18 protein-coding genes are annotated in these 18,437 nt (G+C 70.9%); 10 read left to right on the top strand and 8 right to left on the bottom strand.

The genetic code is table 11. The features are described 5' to 3' along the window. The first annotated feature begins 51 nt into the window (after positions 1–51). From ACFO0C_RS30660 to ACFO0C_RS30650, 3 genes are read left to right on the top strand one after another with little or no spacing between them, the layout of a single operon-like run. The gene (locus ACFO0C_RS30660) at positions 52–570 is read left to right on the top strand and encodes a SigE family RNA polymerase sigma factor (RefSeq protein ID WP_378070191.1); all 519 of its coding nucleotides are present in this window, start codon (positions 52–54) and stop codon (positions 568–570) included. Continuing rightward, the gene (locus ACFO0C_RS30655; RefSeq protein ID WP_378070190.1) at positions 567–1,403 is read left to right on the top strand and encodes a hypothetical protein; all 837 of its coding nucleotides are present in this window, start codon (positions 567–569) and stop codon (positions 1,401–1,403) included. The genes ACFO0C_RS30660 and ACFO0C_RS30655 overlap by 4 nt, the downstream gene beginning before the upstream one ends. Next, positions 1,400–2,473, top strand: coding sequence for an amidoligase family protein (locus ACFO0C_RS30650; protein ID WP_378070189.1), 1,074 nt, complete (start codon positions 1,400–1,402; stop codon positions 2,471–2,473). The genes ACFO0C_RS30655 and ACFO0C_RS30650 overlap by 4 nt, the downstream gene beginning before the upstream one ends. Positions 2,474–2,689: 216 nt before the next feature. On the opposite strand, the gene ACFO0C_RS30645 is transcribed toward ACFO0C_RS30650, so the two are convergent. Continuing rightward, positions 2,690–3,580, bottom strand: coding sequence for an NAD(P)-dependent oxidoreductase (locus tag ACFO0C_RS30645; RefSeq protein WP_378070188.1), 891 nt, complete (start codon positions 3,578–3,580; stop codon positions 2,690–2,692). A gap of 270 nt (positions 3,581–3,850) precedes the next feature. Here ACFO0C_RS30645 and ACFO0C_RS30640 point away from each other — a divergent pair, with 270 nt between their 5' ends. The 4 genes from ACFO0C_RS30640 to ACFO0C_RS30625 are packed head-to-tail and all read left to right on the top strand — an operon-like array spanning position 3,851 to position 7,251. Beyond that, positions 3,851–4,576, top strand: a complete 726-nt coding sequence (locus tag ACFO0C_RS30640) for a PIG-L deacetylase family protein (RefSeq protein ID WP_378070187.1) — start codon at positions 3,851–3,853, stop codon at positions 4,574–4,576. Continuing rightward, positions 4,573–5,262, top strand: coding sequence for a 4-carboxy-4-hydroxy-2-oxoadipate aldolase/oxaloacetate decarboxylase (locus ACFO0C_RS30635; protein ID WP_378070186.1), 690 nt, complete (start codon positions 4,573–4,575; stop codon positions 5,260–5,262). Before ACFO0C_RS30640 ends, ACFO0C_RS30635 begins: the two co-directional genes overlap by 4 nt. Then, positions 5,259–6,311, top strand: a complete 1,053-nt coding sequence (locus ACFO0C_RS30630) for a 4-oxalomesaconate tautomerase (RefSeq protein WP_378070185.1) — start codon at positions 5,259–5,261, stop codon at positions 6,309–6,311. The genes ACFO0C_RS30635 and ACFO0C_RS30630 overlap by 4 nt, the downstream gene beginning before the upstream one ends. Further along, a complete protein-coding gene (locus ACFO0C_RS30625; protein WP_378070184.1) occupies positions 6,304–7,251 on the top strand; it encodes a VOC family protein in 948 nt (315 codons plus the stop codon). The genes ACFO0C_RS30630 and ACFO0C_RS30625 overlap by 8 nt, the downstream gene beginning before the upstream one ends. Here the strand turns inward: ACFO0C_RS30625 and ACFO0C_RS30620 are convergent. Further along, positions 7,248–7,940, bottom strand: coding sequence for a GntR family transcriptional regulator (locus ACFO0C_RS30620; protein WP_378070183.1), 693 nt, complete (start codon positions 7,938–7,940; stop codon positions 7,248–7,250). The two genes, ACFO0C_RS30625 and ACFO0C_RS30620, sit on opposite strands and share 4 nt — an antisense overlap. Positions 7,941–8,179: 239 nt before the next feature. On the opposite strand from ACFO0C_RS30620, the gene ACFO0C_RS30615 reads away from it, so the two are divergent. Beyond that, the gene (locus ACFO0C_RS30615) at positions 8,180–9,496 is read left to right on the top strand and encodes an MFS transporter (RefSeq protein ID WP_378070182.1); all 1,317 of its coding nucleotides are present in this window, start codon (positions 8,180–8,182) and stop codon (positions 9,494–9,496) included. 851 nt (positions 9,497–10,347) lie between these two features. Here ACFO0C_RS30615 and ACFO0C_RS30605 read toward each other — a convergent pair. Next, positions 10,348–11,115, bottom strand: coding sequence for an alpha/beta fold hydrolase (locus ACFO0C_RS30605; protein WP_378070181.1), 768 nt, complete (start codon positions 11,113–11,115; stop codon positions 10,348–10,350). A 142-nt stretch (positions 11,116–11,257) separates the two neighbouring features. On the opposite strand from ACFO0C_RS30605, the gene ACFO0C_RS30600 reads away from it, so the two are divergent. Next, the gene (locus tag ACFO0C_RS30600) at positions 11,258–12,214 is read left to right on the top strand and encodes a LysR family transcriptional regulator (protein WP_378070180.1); all 957 of its coding nucleotides are present in this window, start codon (positions 11,258–11,260) and stop codon (positions 12,212–12,214) included. Between the two features lie 4 nt (positions 12,215–12,218). Here the strand turns inward: ACFO0C_RS30600 and ACFO0C_RS30595 are convergent, their stop codons facing one another. Next, the gene (locus ACFO0C_RS30595; protein WP_378070179.1) at positions 12,219–12,833 is read right to left on the bottom strand and encodes a TetR/AcrR family transcriptional regulator; all 615 of its coding nucleotides are present in this window, start codon (positions 12,831–12,833) and stop codon (positions 12,219–12,221) included. 117 nt (positions 12,834–12,950) lie between these two features. Between ACFO0C_RS30595 and ACFO0C_RS30590 the strand changes: the two genes are divergently transcribed. Further along, positions 12,951–14,066 (top strand): epoxide hydrolase family protein, encoded by a 1,116-nt coding sequence (locus ACFO0C_RS30590; protein WP_378070178.1) that lies wholly within the window; start codon positions 12,951–12,953, stop codon positions 14,064–14,066. Between the two features lie 433 nt (positions 14,067–14,499). Here ACFO0C_RS30590 and ACFO0C_RS30585 read toward each other — a convergent pair whose 3' ends face one another. The 4 genes from ACFO0C_RS30585 to ACFO0C_RS30570 are packed head-to-tail and all read right to left on the bottom strand — an operon-like array spanning position 14,500 to position 18,415. Next, complete coding sequence (locus ACFO0C_RS30585) at positions 14,500–15,741, bottom strand: vWA domain-containing protein (protein ID WP_378070177.1); 1,242 nt, start codon at positions 15,739–15,741, stop codon at positions 14,500–14,502. After that, entirely contained in the window at positions 15,728–17,008 is a 1,281-nt protein-coding gene (locus ACFO0C_RS30580) for an SRPBCC family protein (protein ID WP_378070176.1), read from the bottom strand. Before ACFO0C_RS30580 ends, ACFO0C_RS30585 begins: the two co-directional genes overlap by 14 nt. Then, positions 17,005–17,856 carry an AAA family ATPase gene (locus ACFO0C_RS30575; RefSeq protein WP_378070175.1) on the bottom strand — a complete coding sequence of 284 codons (852 nt, stop codon included), beginning with the start codon at positions 17,854–17,856 and terminating at the stop codon, positions 17,005–17,007. Before ACFO0C_RS30575 ends, ACFO0C_RS30580 begins: the two co-directional genes overlap by 4 nt. Next, entirely contained in the window at positions 17,843–18,415 is a 573-nt protein-coding gene (locus tag ACFO0C_RS30570) for a nucleotidyltransferase family protein (RefSeq protein WP_378070174.1), read from the bottom strand. The genes ACFO0C_RS30575 and ACFO0C_RS30570 overlap by 14 nt, the downstream gene beginning before the upstream one ends. Positions 18,416–18,437 lie beyond the last annotated feature (22 nt).

Here is an 18,437-nt window from a genome sequence, read left to right as displayed (position 1 = left end):
AAATTCCTGGAACCGACTGCACAGATCGCGGCCGGGATGCGTCGATGAGGTGTGACCTTCGAGCAATTCGCGTTGGCCCGCCTACCGAGCCTGCTCCGTTATGCGGTCGTCCTCACCGGCGACCGTGATCTCGGGCAGGACGTCGTGCAGGAGGTGCTGGCGCGCGCCCAGGTCCGCTGGAAACGCATCAGTGACGCCGACTCACCGGAGGCGTACGTGCGGCGCATGGTGCTCAACGAGTACCTGTCATGGCGGCGCAGCTGGGCGGTGCGGCACATCCACGCGGCCGGGGAACGGTTGATCGAGCTCGACGACGCCCGCGGCGGGGTCCGCGACCACGCGGACGGTGTGGTCGAGGCCGACGCGCTCTGGCACCGGCTGTCCGCCCTCGGGCGCAAGCAGCGGGCGGTGCTGGTGCTGCGTTACTACGAGCAGCTGGACGACGACGCGATCGCCGACCTGCTGGGGTGTGCGCCCGCCACGGTGCGGAGCCACGCGTCGAGGGCACTGCAGATTCTCCGGCTCGATCAGCAGTCGGAGCAACGAGTCCACGCCGAGGAGAGGTCGTGAACGAGCACGGAGACCGGCTGCGCGAAGCCTTCACCAAGCACGAGACCGAGACGCCGGACCCCGCAGCGGTTTACGCCCGCGTCGAGGAGCTGGCGAAGAAATACAGGTGGCGCCGGTTCGGAGTGCAGGCCGCGGGTGGGGTGGCGCTCAGCGCCGGCCTGATCGCGGGCATCACCCAGCTCCCGGCGATCCTGCCGGCGGCGCCGTCGGCGAACGTCGCACCGGCCTTCGAGGTCGCCGCACCGATCGCATCGATCGACCCGTCCACCACCCTGACCGAGGACGAGGTCAAGGTGGGACTCGCCGCCTACTTCGAGGCCGGTTTCGGCTATGACAACGCGGTCGAGCTGGCCCGGCTGTGGAACCTCACGGACGACCAGATCGCCCAGGTCAAGGCGGTCGCCGGGCAGAAGCTGCTGGCCGGGGAGACCCTGCCGGTGACCGCGAAGCCGAACACCGACACGCCCTCGACCGAGGAGCCGGTCGACCCCGAGTGGTCCAAGCAGGTCGACGAGTTCTTCCTGCGCGGCTACGACTGGGACGACGCGGTCGTGCTCGCCAAGCTGTGGAAGGTCGACGAGGGCGACGCCAAGGCCGAAGCCGGCAAGCGCCTGCTCGCCGGTCAGACGCTGCCGGGCGGTGTCGAGCCGGACCAGAAGCAGATCGAGGAGGGCAAGAAGGCCCGCCTGGCGAACATCTACTGGGAAGCCGGCTACGACGGTGCGGACGCCGAGAAGCTGGCGAAACTCTGGAAGATGGACGACACGTACGAGGTGAAGGTCGAGGCCGGGCGGCGGCTCCAGGCCGGCGAGAAGCTGCCGATCGAGCCGTGACCCCGGGACTGCGCCGGCGGATCGGCTTCGAGATCGAGCTGATGGCCCCTCCGGGGGTCAGCCGGCGCACCCTCGCCATGGATCTGGCCGGGCGCTGTGGGGGCAGCGTCCGGCCGGTATGGCACCACGACAGCGAACCGTCCCTGGTTCCCGGCCTGGGACGTTTCCTGCACCTCACGCAGGGTTTCGAGGTGCGGCGGCCGGGCGGTGAACTGCTCTGCACGCTCGTCGACGACGTCACCCTGCTGCACGGGCTCGATCCGCGGTCGCCGGCGATTCCCGGCTGGTACCGGGTCCTCACCGACGACACCCGGCTGCTGCGCCTGCTCGCGGTCCAGTGCGATCCGGGCGCTCGTCTGCCGGAGGTGCTGGCGCCGGCGGCCCGGCTGTGGGGCGCCGAGGTCCAGCAGCACGGCCGGATCTTCCGGCTCGACGATCCGTCCGGCGCGACGGTGGCCCTGGCCTCCCCGGCCGGCGGCGAGCGGGAACGGCCCTGCGAGATCGTGACGCCGCCGATCGCCGCCGATCATCACACCGCGCTGGCCGAGCTGCTCGTTCCGGCGCGCGAACTCGGGTTCACGGTTCCGCGTGAGGCGGCCGTGCATCTGCATGTCGACGGCGCTCCGTTCCGCGATCCGGCCGCGCTGGCCAACGTGGTGCGGTTGTTCGCCCACTACCGCGAGGCGCTGCGGGAGCTGCTGGCCACCAACCCGGCCTGTCGCCGGCTCGCGCCGCTGCCCGCCCCGCTGGTTCTCGCGGCCGACGGCACACCGACGACCGACGAACTGCGCAAAGCGGCGTCCGACGGCGGTCTCACCAAGTTCTTCGACGTCAACCTGACGCAGGTCCTGACCGACACCCCGATCCGCGACACGGTCGAGATCCGCATCCTGCCGGGCGCCATCGACGCTGACGAGATCATCAACCGGGCCGCGCTGGTCGACCTGCTGCTGGCCCGCTGCACCGGCCCGGCACCGATCACCCCGCCGGCGAACCCCGGATCCGCGACGGAGACCTTGCTGGAACTCGCCGCCGAGAGCCTCAACGACCTCGAGGGGTACGGCCAGTAGGAGTACCGGCCTACACCGCGGGGCAGACGACCCGCCCGGGCCCGGCCGCGACCGCCGGGCGGGTTGCCCGCCTCCCGGCCAACCCGCCACGCCGTCCCGCTCGCACTCCCGCGCGTCATTCGTGCCCGCGTTCCGCGGACCCGGCAGGGGTTGCGCAGGCGGGCAGGCGATGCGGGCCCGGCAGGGCGGGGCAGGCGGGCCCGCCCTGCCGGGGAGTCAGGAGGCCGTCTGCTGCCGGGCCAGGGCCTCGAGGACGTCGCGGGCGGCCGGCGCGATGCGCGGTGGGATGCCCAGGTCGGTGAGCAGCTCGGTGGCGGCGGCCATCTCCTCGCGGCGGCGGACGGCGTGGCGGCGGGAGCCGTCGACCAGGCGGTCCAGCGTGTCGGCGTTGCTGCGGACGAGTTCGTCGCGGATGTTGCCGCTCAGCCATTCCTCCAGGCCGGCGGCCCGGGCGGCCTCCAGCGCCTCGGTGACGGCGGCGGCCATGCCCTTGTAGAAGACGCTGCGCAGCAGTTTGCGGGTGGCTGCCGCACCGACCGGACCGTCCAGGACCTCCACCGACGCGCCGAATCGGCCGAGCACGGCGGCCAGCTCGGCGGCGGCCGGGCCGCTGGCGGTCATCGGTGTGCGGAGCCCACGACCCGGGACGGGCGACATCAAGGCGACGTCGACCACCCGTGCCGTCTGCCCGCCGAGCACCGCAAGACGGTCTTTCAGACCCGGCGTCGCGGTGTTGAGATCGGCCCAGATCGCCCCGGTGGCGAGCGCCGGCAGTGCATCACGCAACGCGTCCGTCGCGTCGGCGGCACTGTTGACGCTGAGCACGATCGCCGCGCCGTCGACCGCGGCGGCGTCGCTGTCGGCGGCCAGCACTCCGGCCGGCGCCGCGACCTCGGGGTCGTGGCCCCGCACGATCGCGCCCGCGGCCACCAGGTCGGCGGCGATCAGGCTGCCGGCCTCCCCCAGGCCGAGGACCGCGATGACCGGCCGGTCACCCGCCGCACCGGCGGACCCGTCCGAGACGGGACGGGGATCCGCTCCGGAACCGGCTCCGGCCGGGGCGGGGGTGGCGGGATCGTCTGGGCCGCGGGTGGCGGGAACGGTCATGCGGGGACCTCCAGACGTTGCGTGAGCCTCGGCACGTTGTCGGCGTGAACCGTCCGGGCCGGGCGCGGCGATAATCCGTTTGTAGTACCTCAGCGGGGCCGGTGGGTCCCGGCGAGCCGAGTGACACGAGTCTTCCCACCCAGCGACAGGATTGTCAACAATTGTTTCAACGAGGTGCTTGGCCTAGGCTCGGCTCATCAGCCGCGCCCTCGACACTCGTCCGTCGCGCGGATTGTTGACAATAATGCTGGTAATCGGATGGGAACCGCGATGACCGATTCGACCCTGGTACTCACCGCCCACCCCGGCGACTTCGTCTGGCGCGCCGGCGGTGCCATCGCCCTGGCGGCGTCCCGCGGTCAGCGTGTGGTGATCGGCTGCATGAGCTTCGGCGAGCGCGGCGAGTCGGCCTCGCTCTGGCGCAAGGGCTACACGCTGCAGCAGGTCAAGGACCACCGGCGGGCCGAGGCCGAGCAGGCGGCGAAGGTGCTGGGAGCCGAGATCCGGTTCTTCGACGCCGACGACTACCCGCTGGTGGAGACCCCGGCGCTGCTTCAGGGCCTGATCGACCTCTACCGGGAGGTGCAGCCGGGTGTGGTGCTGACCCACGCGGCCGCCGATCCGTACAACGGTGATCACGCGTTCGCGCACGCCATCGCCCTCAAGGCCCGCATCCTGGCGCAGGCGCCCGGTGTCGAGGGGCCGGGCGAGGTGATCGGCGCGCCCCCGGTCTTCAGCTTCGAGCCGCACCAGCCGGAGCAGTGTGGTTTCGTGCCGGATGTGCTGCTCGACATCACCGGGGTCTGGGAGGTGAAGCGCGAGGCGATGCGGATCCTCGCCGCACAGAAGCACCTGCACACCTACTACACCGAGCTGGGCAGCCGGCGCGGCCTGCAGGCGTCCCGCAACTCGGGCCCCAACCTGGGCCTGCCCAACGACACGTATGCCGAGGCGTACCAGCGGCTCTACCCGCAGGTCACCCGGGAGCTGTCGTGACGGCCCGGCACGTGGTGGTCCGGACGTCGAAGCGGGTGCCGGCCGAGGTGCTGACCGGCCTGGCCGAGGCGGGGGCGTCGGCGGTGCACGAGGCGGACGGGCGGCGCGGGGCGGTCTCCCCCGCGCTCACGCCGATCCAGGCGGGGGCACGGATCGCCGGGAGCGCGGTGACCGTCTCCTGCCACCCGGGTGACAACCTGATGATCCACGCGGCGGTGGAGCAGGTCCGGCCCGGTGACGTGGTGGTCGTGACGACCACGTCACCGTCGACCGACGGGATGCTGGGTGATCTGCTGGCCACCTCGCTGCGGGCGCACGGCGCGATCGGGGTGGTCCTCGACGCCGGGGTGCGCGATGTGACCGAGCTGCGGGAGATGGGTTTCCCGGTGTGGTCGCGGGCGGTCAGCACCCAGGGCACGGTCAAGGCCAGCCCCGGCTCGGTCAACGTCGCGATCGTGGTCGGCGGCCAGGTGATCCGTCCCGGTGACGCGATCGTGGCCGACGACGACGGTGTCGTGGTGGTTCCGCACGAGCGGGCCGCGGACGTGCTGGAGGCGGCCCGGGACCGGATCGCCGGCGAGGCCTCGAAACGGGCCCGCCTGGCCACCGGGGAGCTGGGACTGGACATGTACCGGTTGCGGCCGCTCCTGGCCGAGCTGGGTGTCGTCTACGTGGACGAGCCGTGAGCATCCCGGTCGTGATCATGCGGGGCGGCACGTCCAAGGGGGCGTACTTCCTCGGCGAGGACCTGCCGGCCGACACGGCGGAACGCGACGCCCTGCTGCTGTCGGTGATGGGGTCGCCGGATCCGCGGCAGATCGACGGGATCGGCGGCGGGCACCCGCTGACCAGCAAGGTCGCCGTGGTGACGCGGTCAGGCGACCGGGCGGCCGACGTGGACTACCTGTTCCTGCAGGTGCAGGTGGACCAGCCGCGGGTCAGCGCCGAGCAGCCGTGCGGGAACATCCTGGCCGGGGTGGGTCCGTTCGCGATCGAGCGCGGCCTGGTGCCGGTCACCGGTGACGTCACACCGGTACGGGTGCGGATGGTCAACACCGGAGCGCTGGCGGTCGTGTCCGTCCCCACTCCGGACGGGCACGTCACCTACGCCGGGGACACCGCGCTCAGCGGGGTGCCGGGGACGGCGGCGCGGATCGAGGTGGAGTTCCGGGACACGGCCGGGTCGGTCGCGCCGGCACTGCTGCCGACCGGGCGGGTGCTCGACGACCTGGACGGGGTGCCGGCCACGCTGATCGACAACGGGATGCCGGTCGTGCTGATGACCGCGAGGTCGCTCGGTGTCACGGGGCGGGAGACCCCGGCCGAGCTGGAGGCGGACGCGCGACTCTGCCGGCGGGTGGAGCAGCTGCGGATACTCGCGGGCGCCGCGATGCACCTCGGAGATGTGAGCACGACGACCGTACCGAAAATGTGTCTCGTCTCGCCCCCGGCGAAGGGTGGGTCGCTCGCGACGCGGATGTTCATCCCGCATCGCGTCCATGCCTCCATCGGCGTCCTCGCCGCCGTGACCGTCGGCACCGCGGCGGCCATGCCCGGCAGCGTCGCGCACACCGGCGCCGCCGGGACGATCCGGCTGGAGCATCCGACCGGCTTCACCGACGTGGTCATCGACGTCGAAGCGGGCCGTTCGGCGATCGTCAGCACCGCCCGCCTGATCCTGGAGGGTCGGGTCCACCCGCGTCGCAACACGGAAGGAGCCATCGTCCATGGCTGAGAAGATCCGCGACATCGCGCACGTGTCCGCGGTGGAGCTCCTGACGCCCGTCCTCGACGACACCGTCCGGTTCTTCACCGACCAGATGGCGATGGAGGTCGTCGAGCGCCGCGGCGACAGCGCCTACCTGCACGCGTGGGACGACTACGAGCGTTTCACCGTCAAGGTCACCGCCGCCGGCACGTCCGGCATCGGCCGGACCTGGCTGCGGGCCCGCAGCCCGGAGGCCCTGGAGCGGCGGGTCCGCGACATCGAGGCCGCCGGCCTCGGGCAGGGGTGGAGCAAGGACGAGCCGGGGTACGGTCCGGTCTTCCAATTCACCGACCCCGACGGGCACCCGTTCGGCCTCTACTACGAGACCAGCCGCTATGTGGCGTCGGACGCGACCCGCCCGTCACTGAAGAACCAGGCGGCGCGGTTCCCCGGCCGCGGCACCAACGTGCGGCGGCTCGATCACGTCAACTATCTCGCCCGGGACGTGCCGCGCAACGAGGAGTTCCTGGCCGGGGCTCTGACCGGGCGGGCCAGCGAGCAGATCGTGCTCGACGACGGGACGAAGGCGGCGGTCTGGTACACGTTCACCGACAAGTCGTACGACCTCGTCTACACGCGGGACTGGACCGGGTCCGAGGGGCGTCTGCACCATGTCGCGTTCGCGACCGACACCCGCGAGGACATCCTCCGGGCCGCCGACGTGTTCCTGGAGGCCGGCGTGCACATCGAGACCGGCCCGCACAAACACGCCATTCAACAGACCTTCTTCCTGTACGTGTGGGAGCCCGGCGGCAACCGCATCGAACTCTGCAACGCCGGCGCCCGTCTGCTGCTCGCCCCCGACCACGAGGTGATCACCTGGACCGAGGCCGAGCGCGCGAAGGGTCAGGCGTGGGGCCTGAAGACGATCGAGTCGTTCCACACCCACGGCACACCCCCTCTCTAGGGGTGCCCTCCGTTCTCCTCCAGGGAACGCAGCACCTCGATGACGCTGGCGATGTGCTCGCGCATCGCCGTCTCGGCGCGGGCCGGGTCACGCTCACGGATCGCCGTGATGATCAGCTCGTGCTGCGGCAGTGACGTCTGCGGCCGGCCCGGTAGCAGGGACAACATGAACTGGTGCCGGGCCAGCTGGGCGCGCAGCGTGCCGATCAGCCGATCCGCCGTGGCATGGCCGGCGATGGTCCGGATCAGGCCGTGCAGACGCTGGTTGAGGTCGCTGTAACGGCGGAACTCGCCGGACTCGACGGCCCGGCGCATCAGCAGGCCGATCTCGTCGAGCTCGCTGGCCTGCGCCTCGGTCACCCGCTCGGCCGCCTGCGCCGCCACCAGCCCCTCCAGGACCATGCGGACCTGGGTGATCTCGATCGTCTCGGCCAGCGAGATCTTGCGGACGTGGGCGCCCCGGTTGCGCTGGATCTCGACGAGGCCCTCACCGGAGAGGTCCTGCAGGGCCAGCCGGATGTTGAACCGGCTCACCCCGAACCGCTCGATCAGCTGCGCCTCGACCAGCCGCTCGCCCGGCATGTACTCCCCGGAGAGGATCGCCGTGCGCAGCTCATCGCGCGTGGTCGTCTTGCCCTCGCCCGTGTCCCGTGCCCGCCGCACGCTGGTGAGGTTCTTCTCGGCAGACATGTGATCCCGTCGTCAGGCCTTCCCGGTGCGGAAACGATACCGCGTGGCGCCCCGTCCCCGGCGCCAAGATCTTCCGGCGGCCGCACTCATGGCCACAGGATTGTCGACGAAGCATTACTCATGGCAAGCGCACAGACATGAGCTGCTCATCTATCTGAAACTGATTGTTGACAATCATGGTGACAACGAGCACGATCCGGTGACGCAGCACACCATCCCTGGGGAAAGAGGGAACAACGATGTCCTCCACGTCCGTCACCGGCGGCACACGCAGCGGCCGCCTCGCCGGCCTCGTCGTGGCGATCTGCTGGCTGGTCGTCCTCTTCGACGGAGTCGACCTGTTCATCTACGGCGCCGTCCTGCCCGGCATGCTCGACGACCCGGCACTCGGCCTGACCAAGGAGGCGGCCGGCAGCCTGGGCAGCTACGCCACGTTCGGCATGCTGCTCGGCGCCCTCGGCTCCGGCCCGCTGACCGACCGGATCGGCCGCAAAAAGATGATCATCGCGAGTACGGCGCTCTTCTCGATCGCGTCCGGCATCTGCGCGGCCGCGCCGTCCCTGACCGTCTTCGGGCTCGGGCGGTTCATCGCCGGACTCGGCCTCGGCGGGCTGCTCCCGATCGCCCTCACGATGGTCGCCGAGTTCGCACCGGCGAAGCGGCGTAACCTGCTGATCGGGTCGTTGATGACGGCACACCAGGCCGGCGGCATCCTCGCCGCGACGCTCGGGCTGTGGCTGCTCGACTCGTACGGCTGGCGGTCCGCCTTCTGGATCGGCGTACTGCCGCTGTTCATCGCCGTGCCACTGGTGCTGCGCTACCTGCCGGAGTCGCTGAGCTTCCTGATCGCCCGCGGGCGCACCGACGAGGCCCGCCGCATCGCGTCCGACCACGGGGTCGAACTGCCGTCCACCACGGCCCCCGCGGCGTCCGGTGGTGTCCCCGCCCTGTTCCGGGGCGGGCTCTGGCAGCCGACCCTGTTCTTCTGGCTGGCCTCGTTCGGCGGCCTGCTGCTGGTCTACGGCGTCAACACGTGGCTGCCGACGATGATGCGCGCCGAAGGCTACGACCTCGGCTCGGCGCTCTCCTTCCTCATCGTGATCAACCTGGGCGGCATCGTCGGCATGCTAGTCGCCGGCCGCTTCGCCGACCGTTTCGGCGCCGTCCGGGTGGCCGCGATCTGGTTCACCCTCACCGCCGCCGGCGTCTACCTGCTCGGCATCCGCACCCCGCTCGCCGTCACGTACGCGGTCGTCTTCCTGGCCGGCGTCTTCCTGTTCAGCGCGCAGACCATGGTGTACGCCGCCGTCACCTCCCGGTACGACACCGCCGCCCGGGCCACAGCGGTCGGCTCCACCGCCGGGATGGGCCGCTTCGGCGCCGTCCTCGGACCGTGGCTGGGCGGTCAGCTGATGGCCGGCGGCAATCAGGGCTGGGGTTTCACCGTCTTCGCGGGCGCGGCCGTCTTCGCCGTGGTCTTCGTGTCCCTGGCCGGCCTCCGCAGCCAGGAGCGGTCGGCCGAACCCACCCCCTCACTGGTCGGCGCCGGCCACTGAGGACCCCTCCCCGTAGGCGCGCCACTCCCCATCCCGTGACCGCGGCCCGCAATCACAATCCCGTGACCGCGACCCGCAATCACAATCCCGTGACCGCGACCCGCAATCACACTCCCGTGACCGCGACCCGCAATCACACTCCCGTGACCGCGACCCGCAATCACACTCCCGTGACCGCGACCCGCAATCACACTCCCGTAACCGCGGCCCGCAATCACACTCCCGTAGCCGCGGCCCGCAATCACACTCCCGTAGCCGCGGCCCGCAATCACACTCCCGTAGCCGCGGCCCGCAATCACACTCCCGTAGCCGCGGCCCGCAATCACACTCCCGTGATCGCGGGCCGCGGCGGTCATCAGCCAGCGCCGTGCCGGTCAGGAGCGGCGGCAGCCTGGACCACTGCACCCGATCGCCGCTCGTGCGCTGGTAGTCGCCATGGCGAGGATGGGCGATCACGATCAACGATCGTGGACGGTCATCGTCGCCCGTCCCGCCTTGCCGACCTGCCGCCGTCCCACCCTGCCGACCTGCCGCCGTCCCGCCTTCCTTCTCCCCATCCTCCCGTCTCCCCCACTTCGAAGCAGACAGTTGGCTCGGCGCCCATGCCGGAGCGCAGTGCCGGAACAGCCTGCAAACCCCGGCAGTCACGCTGGAGCACATCACCCGGCAGTCACGCTGAGCAGTGCGGGAAAGGCCGCCAGCTCACCGGGGCCGTGCTGGAGCGCGGCCCCGGTGAGACTTCGCGTCGTCGCTGACGAGACGGGGTGGTTGGCGGCGGGCCTGGCCGTTTCAGAGAGGACCTGAGGCATGAAGCGGACCGCCGGGTTGACGGACCTCGGCGACGGGACGGGTCAGCGGGTGTTCAGGAAGGTCAAGAGTTCGGTGGTGAAAGCCGGCTGCCGGACGGCGCCCAGGTGATCTCCGTCGATGACACTCAGCTGTGCGTTGGGAATGGCTTTGGCGAGGAGCTCGGGGCGGGTGGCCAGGACGTCGTCCCGGCCGGTGATCAGCAGGGTTGGCACCGCGATCGTGTCCAGCGGAATGGGGCTGGCGTGGATCGCCGCGGCCTGGGCCGCCAGTGCCGCCCGGTCGCCGCCGACCGCGTCGACGAACGCGCGGAAACCCGCTGCGGCCGGATGTGTGATCGTCGACGGGTCGTCGGTGTGGAAGGCCTCGCGGAACGCCTCGGCCGGGATGACCCGGGTGTCGACGCCGCCGAGCTCGACGACCGCGGAACCGACACCACCGATCACGAGACGGCGCAGGCGCGGGTCACGGGTGGCGAGGATGAGGGAGACGATCGCGCCCATCGAGTAGCCCGCCACATCGACCTGCTCGACCCTCAGCAGGTCGAGGAGGGTGACGACGTCCTGGGCCATCCGGGTCTCGCCGTAGACGGCCGGATCATGGGGCTTGCCGGAGCGGCCGTGGCCGCGGGCGTCGATGGCGATGACCCGCCGGCCTGTAGCGGTCAGGGCCGCGACGATGCCGGGAAGAACCCAGTTGGTCTGGCCGTTGGCGATGAAACCGTGGTGCAGGAGCACCGGTGGCAGGTCGGAGTCTCCCTCCCATTGCTCCCAATAGATCTCCACACCGTCGGTGGCCTCGAAGGTCGGCATCGGCGGAATCCTCTCCATTTCGGCTCGGGCGCACGACAGCGTATGTGCGGAACCACCCCGCGGTATCGGTGAGATCGCCGGTGTGGTCACCATGTGCGACGCGGGGGGCATTACCGATGTTGATCGCGATACATTGCGGGCTGTGACCCCCACACAGTTGCGCGCCTATTCCGCCGTCGTCCGATGCGGCTCGGTGAAGCAGGCGGCCGCGCAACTCGAGGTGTCCGAGTCCGCCGTTTCGCTGCACATCGGACAACTCCGCAAGGAACTCGGCGACCAACTCTTCTCCCGGACAGCGAACGGTTTGAGTTTCACCCCCGGCGGACTGCGGCTCGCCAGCCGGGCCACCGAGCTCCTCGGGTTGCAGGACATCACGGTGCTCGAGGTGAGCGCCGCCGGGCAGGGACGCCGGCTGCTCCGGGTCGGGGCGTCCTCGCTTTTCGCCGAGCACGCCGCACCCGGGCTGATCGAGCTTTTCGCCAGCCGGGCCGCCGACCTGGACGTCGAGTTGAGCGTGCGCAACCCGGGCTCTTTCGTGGAAGCGCTCATCGAGCGGAGCATCGACATCGCGATCGGGCCACCGCCGGTGCTCCCCGACCCGGCGGTGCGGTGCCGGCCCGCGATGTATTACAAGGTCGTCGTCGTGGCCGGGCCGGACCATCCGCTCGCCGGGACCCAGCCGACACTGCGACAGTTGCGCGACCAGACGTGGCTGCTCGGCCCGTCGGCGGCAGCCGACAGGGGCGCCATCCCGACGCTGCTGCGGCGGCTCGGGGTGCCGGACGACCGGCAGCAGATCTTCCAGAGCCATGCGGCCGCCATCGAGGAGGCCAAACGTGGGCGCGGGGTGGCGGCGGCGTTGTCCTTCACCGTCGCGCCGGAGGTCCGCAAGGGGCACCTCGTGCAGTTCTGCGGACCCCACGCGGCACTCGAAGAGGTGTGGCACTCGCTGACGCTCGCCGAGTCGGGCAAGCCGTCGGCGGCCGCCGAACTGGCTCGCTTCGCCTCCACACCACGGGCGATCCAGGCGATGATGCGGGGCAGCGGGGTCAATGTGGCCCGTTTCAAACCATCTATTCACGTCACCCTCTGGAGTTGACTCGTCAGGTCGACAACCAGCGCCAGTTGATCTCGATCGACGTCGGCGCCGGACCGGGCAGGGCCGCACCCGCACGTAACCCGTCGAGCAGCATCGCCAGATAGCGGCGACGCAGCGACGTCGTGCGGACCGGGTCGGGCACGCGCACCGCGGCGCACATCTCCAACAGCATCGTCAGGTCTGCGGGGACGGCCTCGGCACGCATCTGTGGTCGGGCGCGCTCGAAGAGTCTGGTGGCCAGCGCGTCGGCCCGGACGGCGTCGGCGCTCATCTCGTCGGTCGGGGTGAACGTGCCGGCCAGATGCACGGTGAGCGAGTGCACGTCGGCCTCGACGACGCCCTGCACGAACGACGCGAAGGCCTCCCAGTCGTCGGGCGTGGCGGCGGCGCGCTCGGCCTCCTCGATGAAGGTCAGCAACCCGTCGTGACAGAGCTTGCGGAGCAGCATCTCCTTGCCCGCATAGCGACGATAGAGAGCACTGATGCCGACGCCGGCACGGTCGGCGACCGCGGCAACGGGTGCGCGCTTGTCGGCCAGGAAGACCTCTTTGGCCGCCGCCAGGATCGTCACGTCGTTGCGCGCGGCCTGGCGGGCCCGGCCGGACGTCGGGTTCGTCATGCCACGACTATAGCGGACCGGAATGCTCTGTTCCGCTCGATCCGGAAGTCTGCTACGTTGGCAGCGGAACGAATCATTCCGTTCCGATCGCGAGGCCCGAGAATGAGAGGCACCGGCATGACCGAGATCCGCCCCTTCCGCATCGAGATCTCCGACATCGATCTCCAGGACCTCCGCGACAGGTTGAGCCGCACCCGCTGGACACCGGAGATCCCGGGCCAGGGCTGGCAGCGCGGTGTGCCCGTCGACTACCTGCGTGGCCTGGCCGCCTACTGGGCGGACGAGTTCGATTGGCGGGCGGCCGAGGCCCGGCTCAACGCGCTGCCCCAGTTCCTCACCGAGGTCGACGGGCAGACCCTGCACTTCGCCCACGTGCGCTCCGTCGATCCGTCGGCGACCCCGTTGCTGATCACCCACGACTGGCCCGCGTCGTTCGCCGTCTACCTGCCGGTGGTCGAGGCGCTGCGCGAGCACTTCCACCTCGTGCTGATGAGCAACCCGGGCGTCGGCTTCTCCGGTCCGCTCACCTCACCCGGCTGGACGACAGCGCGGACGGCTGCGGCGTTCCACGAGGTCATGGCCCGGCTGGGCTACGAGAGGTATGGGGTTCAGGGCACGGGCGGGGGCGCCGCAACCGCCGTCGAGATGGGCCGGCAGGAGCCCGGCAGAGTGATCGGCGTGCACGTCAACGGGCACATCACCTTCCCCTCCGACGACCCGGCCGACTTCGCGGATCTCACCGGGTCCGAGGAGGCCCGCCTGGGCCGCCTCCAGGAGTTCCGTGACGACAAGATGGGCTTCAACGCCATCCAGTCGACCAGGCCGCAGACCCTGGCGTTCGGGCTGCACGACTCACCCGTGGGCCAGCTCGCCTGGATCGTGGAGAAATTCCAGGAGTGGACCGACCCGGCCGCCGCGTTGCCGGAGGACGCCGTCGACCGGGACCTGCTGCTGACCAATGTCAGTCTGTACTGGTTCACCGGGACGGCCGGGTCCTCGGCCAACCTCTACTGGGAGATGGCGCACGACCCGTCCGCCTGGGCGCCGAAACCGCGGTCCACGGTTCCGCTGGGCGTCGCGCTCGGCGTCACCGATGTGACGATCCGGCGCTTCGCCGAGCGCGACACAACGGTCACCCACTGGACCGAGTTGCCGGCCGGCGGCAATTTCCTGCCGGCCGAGCAGCCCAAGCTCTTCAGCGACGACGTGCGCGACTTCTTCGGATCACTCTGACCGCGGATCGCACCGCATCCACCGACACGGAGAAGGCGACATGGCTGCGTACGACCCCGGGCTGCAAACCCATGCCATTCTCCGGAATCGGGCCCTCCGCCTGGTTGTCGGCCGGGTCGGCATCGATCTCGGTCCAGCGGCTGAGCACACAGGAGGGCGCCTTGACTGGTCTTGGCGGCACTCGGCAGACGTCTTCGCCACCAGCGGCAACAACGACTCGTCCGCCGGGCCGCGGAGATCGAGCTGTTTCTGGACTCCGCGGTGCGACCTCAGTCCCCCGGTACAGCGTCGATCTCCTCAGCCCGGACAACGCATCGGACACCAGGTCCGGCCGGCGTTGGTCACAAGCGTTCGCCGGGTTGGCGGAAAGCGAGCCGATCATGACTATCGGACACGACGATCCCTCCGGTCTCTGTCGCCCCGGCCGGCAGACTCACGAGTTGGTCGACGGCCTGTGTGCGGAGCAGGTCTGGGCCATGTCACGGACATGGTGGACGGCTGCGATGAGATCGGCCGGGGTCGCGGCGGGCAACAATCGGTCGCAGAACGGCAGGGCCGCGGCCATGCCGCCGACCTTCGGGGCCCATCCGGCGGCTCCGGCACGGGGATTCAACCAGAGGACGCGGTATGCGCGGCGCCGCAACCGGGCCATCGCGGCGGTCATCGCCTCCGGTGGATCGCTGTCCCAGCCGTCGGACGCGACGATGACGACACCGCCGCGGACGGTGTCGCCGTGATGGGAGTCGAGGAGCGCCGCGATGTTGGCGGCGATCCGGGTTCCGCCGAAGCGGTCGTCGACCGCGGCGCCTGCCTGGTCGATGGCCTCCCTGGCGGAGGTGTGCCGCAGTGGCACGGTCAGGCGGGTCAACCGGGTGGCGAAAGCGAACACCTCGGCGTCGGCGACCGTGGCGAACGCCCGCATCAGGTGGAGGTAGGCGGTGGCCTGGGCGCGCATCGACTCGCTGACATCGCAGAGCATCACGACACGCCGAGGTCTCGGGACCGGGCGTTCGCGGACCACGGTGATCGCCTCCCAGCCGGTGTGGCGCGCCCGAGCGATGGTGGCGCGGAGGGCCACCCGGCGGCCGGACGGGTCGGCGCGGTGACGGCGGCCCCGTCGGTGCGGCCAATGTGTGAGGGCCGCCCGCAACGCCGTTCCGAACGCCTCGATCTGGGCCTGGTCGAGTTCCTCGAACGGGACGCCGGCCAGGGCCACGAAGGCGCTGGGCCGGAGTTCGGGCAGGTCGAGGCCATCGTCACCGGACTCGTCGCCGGCGGCCACCGCGGCGGGCAGGGTCGCCCAGGGCAGGCCTTCGCCTCCGGTCGCGGCCTCACCGCCGGTTCCAGGCACGGCGACGTGCACGGTGTCGTCGCGCCTCTTCGGAGGTACGGCCGAGCGGCTCAACGGGAGAGGCGGGGTGTCGTCGAACACCGAGGTGAAGACGCGGTCGAAGGTGGCGAGGTCACCGTGACGGCGGACCAGCGACACCCGCGCCGTCCAGTAGAGGGCGGTCCGGGACGTCGGTGGGCTTGCGGCGAGTGCCCGGACCAGGTCGTCGGTCTCGGTGATGCCGACCCGGAGGCCGGCGCGGCGCAGACGGGCCACGAACGCCACGGCGAACGCGGCCCGGTCCGTGCCGCGCAGCAGGACCGGCGCGGGTTCAGCCGCGGGCAACGAACCAGATGATCACGGCGGCGACCGCAGCGGCACCGATCGCGACCGGGATGACGCGCTTGTAGATGGAACCGCCGGCGACTGCGAGCAGATCGATCGCCTCCGCCTCCTCGGTCTGAAGGACCCGCTCAGCGGGGGTAGCAACAGCGGCCGGTGAGGCTGGCGCGGTGGAAGGGGGGACAGCGGCAGCAGAGGTGGATTCAGAGGCGGATGCGGTGGGGACGGCGGAAGGAGCAGCAGCGGCAGAGGCGGCCTCGGACGCGGAAGCGGTGGAGGCGGCGGAAGGAGCAACAGCGGCAGAGGCGGCCTCGGACGCGAATGCGGTGGGGACGGCGGAAGGAGCAACAGCGGCAGAGGCGGCCTCGGACGCGGAAGCGGTGGAGGCGGCGGAAGGAGCAACAGCAGCGGAGGCGGCCTCGGACGCGAATGCGGTGGAGGCGGCAGAGAGGTCGGCTTCCGGGGTGCGGAGCGGCGCGATCGGGTCGGGGGTGCCCTCGGCCGTCTCCAGACGGCCGGCGGACGGCGGGACCTCGCCGGCGGACGGGTCAGGCGCGATTGCCGGGGCCGCGGCGTCGTCGACCTCCGGAGCGGCGGGCGCCACCTCGCCGAGCGCCACCGCGGCGTCCGGAGCGGTGGCCACCGCGCTGGCGGAAGCAGGCGCAGCCGGGTCGGCGAGGGCGGCGGGGGCGGCAGGGGCGGCGGGGGCGACAGGGGCGGCGAGGGCGGCGCTGGCCTCAGCCGAAACGGGTGAGAGGTGCGTCGGCGACGCGGCGGAAAGGGTCGCGGGGAGGGAGGTGGGGAGGGTCGGGGGGAGGGCCGGGTCGGTGGCGAGTTTCTTCTCCAGGTTGGCCACGAACTGGGCCAGCAGCTTCGACGAGACCTCCTTGATCATGCCGCTGCCGAACTGGGCCAGCTTGCCGCTGATCTTCAGGTCGGTGTCGACGGAGACCTTCGTGCTGGTGGGGGTCTCGGCGGTCAGGGCGGCGCTCACCGTGGCCGAGGCGTTGCCGGCCGAGCGTGCGTCGCGGCCCTTCGCGTCGATGACGGCCTGGTAGGTGGTGTCGTCCTTGGCGGTGAACTGGGCGGTTCCGGAGAACTCGGAGATCACCGGGCCCACCTTGACCTTCACCTTGCCCTTGTAGACGTCGCCCTCCACACCGGTGAGCTGGGCGCCGGGCATGCACGGCGCGATGCCCTCGAGGTCGGTGAGGACCTTCCACGCCTGGTCGATCGGGATCTGAACGGTGAACTCGTTGGTGATCTTCATTGGGGGCTCTCCTGGGTTACGGCCCCGGCAACCGTGATCCGGTCGTCGGGGGTCTTGGCGATGGTGCCGAGGGTGCGCAGGGTGTCGCCGGCGACGAGTTCGGTGACACCGAGCGCGGCCAGCGCGGAGACCCAGTCGATGGTCTCGGCCAGGCCGGGTGCCTTGTCCAGGTCGAGCCGGCGGACCCGGCCGATGAACTCGGTGGCGTCCCGGATGAGCGGGGCCGACGCGCCCGGCACGGCCCGGCGCACGATCGCGGCGGCCTGGGCCGGCGGTGGGAACTCGATCCAGTGGTAGAGGCACCGGCGGCGCAGCGCGTCGTGCAGGTCACGGCTGCGGTTGGAGGTGAGCACCACGATCGGCGGGCGGATCGCGGCGAAGGTGCCCAGTTCGGGAACGGTGACGGAGGCTTCGCCGAGGAACTCGAAGAGCAGCGCCTCGAACTCGTCGTCGGCCCGGTCGATCTCGTCGATCAGCAGCACCGGCGGGGTCGGCCCGTCGTGCCGGACCGCGCGCAGGATCGGCCGTTCCAGCAGGAAGTCCTCGGTGAAGAGGGAGGCGTCGTCGGTGGACCGGCCGAGCCGGATGTGCAGGAGCTGGCGCTGATAGTTCCACTCGTAGAGGGCCTCGCCGGCGGTCAAACCCTCGTAACACTGGAGGCGGAGGAACGGTGTGTCCAAGGCCTGGGCCAGGGCTTTCGCGGCGGCGGTCTTGCCGACTCCGGGCTCACCCTCCAGGAGCAGCGGCTTGCCGAGGCGCAGGGCCAGGAAGACGGCCATGGCGAGGCCTTCATCGGCCAGGTAGTCGACGGCGTCCAGGCGCTGGACGACCTCTTCAGGATTCTTCATTCGCAAGTAGCCGCTCGTAGTCTTCCTGGGTGTCCACGTCGACCGGCACGGTACCGGCCGTGGCGATCTCGGTGACCGGGTGTTTCCCGGAGTGCAGCAGTTTCCACACCGCCTTGTCGCCGTGCAGGGTGGACAGGTCGTCGTACACCGGGCGGCGGAAGAGGAACGGGTGGCCGAGCCCGTCGGCGTAACGACAGACACCGATCGGGGCGTCTACCAGGGCCACCCGCCGGACGTCGAACGGCGACACCATCGGCTGGTCACCGAGGAGCAGGACCACACGGTCGGTGTCGATGTGCGGGATCGCCGAACGGATCGACGATCCGCATCCGTCGGCGAAGGACGGGTTCTCGATCACCCGTACGCCGGAGAGGTCGACCGTGTCGCGGATCTCCGCGGCCGAACCGCCGAGGGTGACCACCAGATCGTCGAGGTGGCAGGACCGGGCCATGTCGAGCGTGGCGTCGAGCAGGGTGCGGCCGCGGAACGGGAGCAGCTGCTTGGCCGCGCCGAGCCGCCGCGAACCGCCGGCGGCCAGCACCAGCCCGGTCACTGTCATGACTGACCGCACCGCAGCGAAG

It is taken from the genome of Actinoplanes subglobosus (genome assembly GCF_042650585.1).
In the GTDB taxonomy this organism is placed as follows: domain Bacteria; phylum Actinomycetota; class Actinomycetes; order Mycobacteriales; family Micromonosporaceae; genus Actinoplanes; species Actinoplanes subglobosus.
The sequence above is the reverse complement of the archived record's forward strand: the minus strand, read 5'-3'. Positions and strand labels throughout refer to the sequence as shown.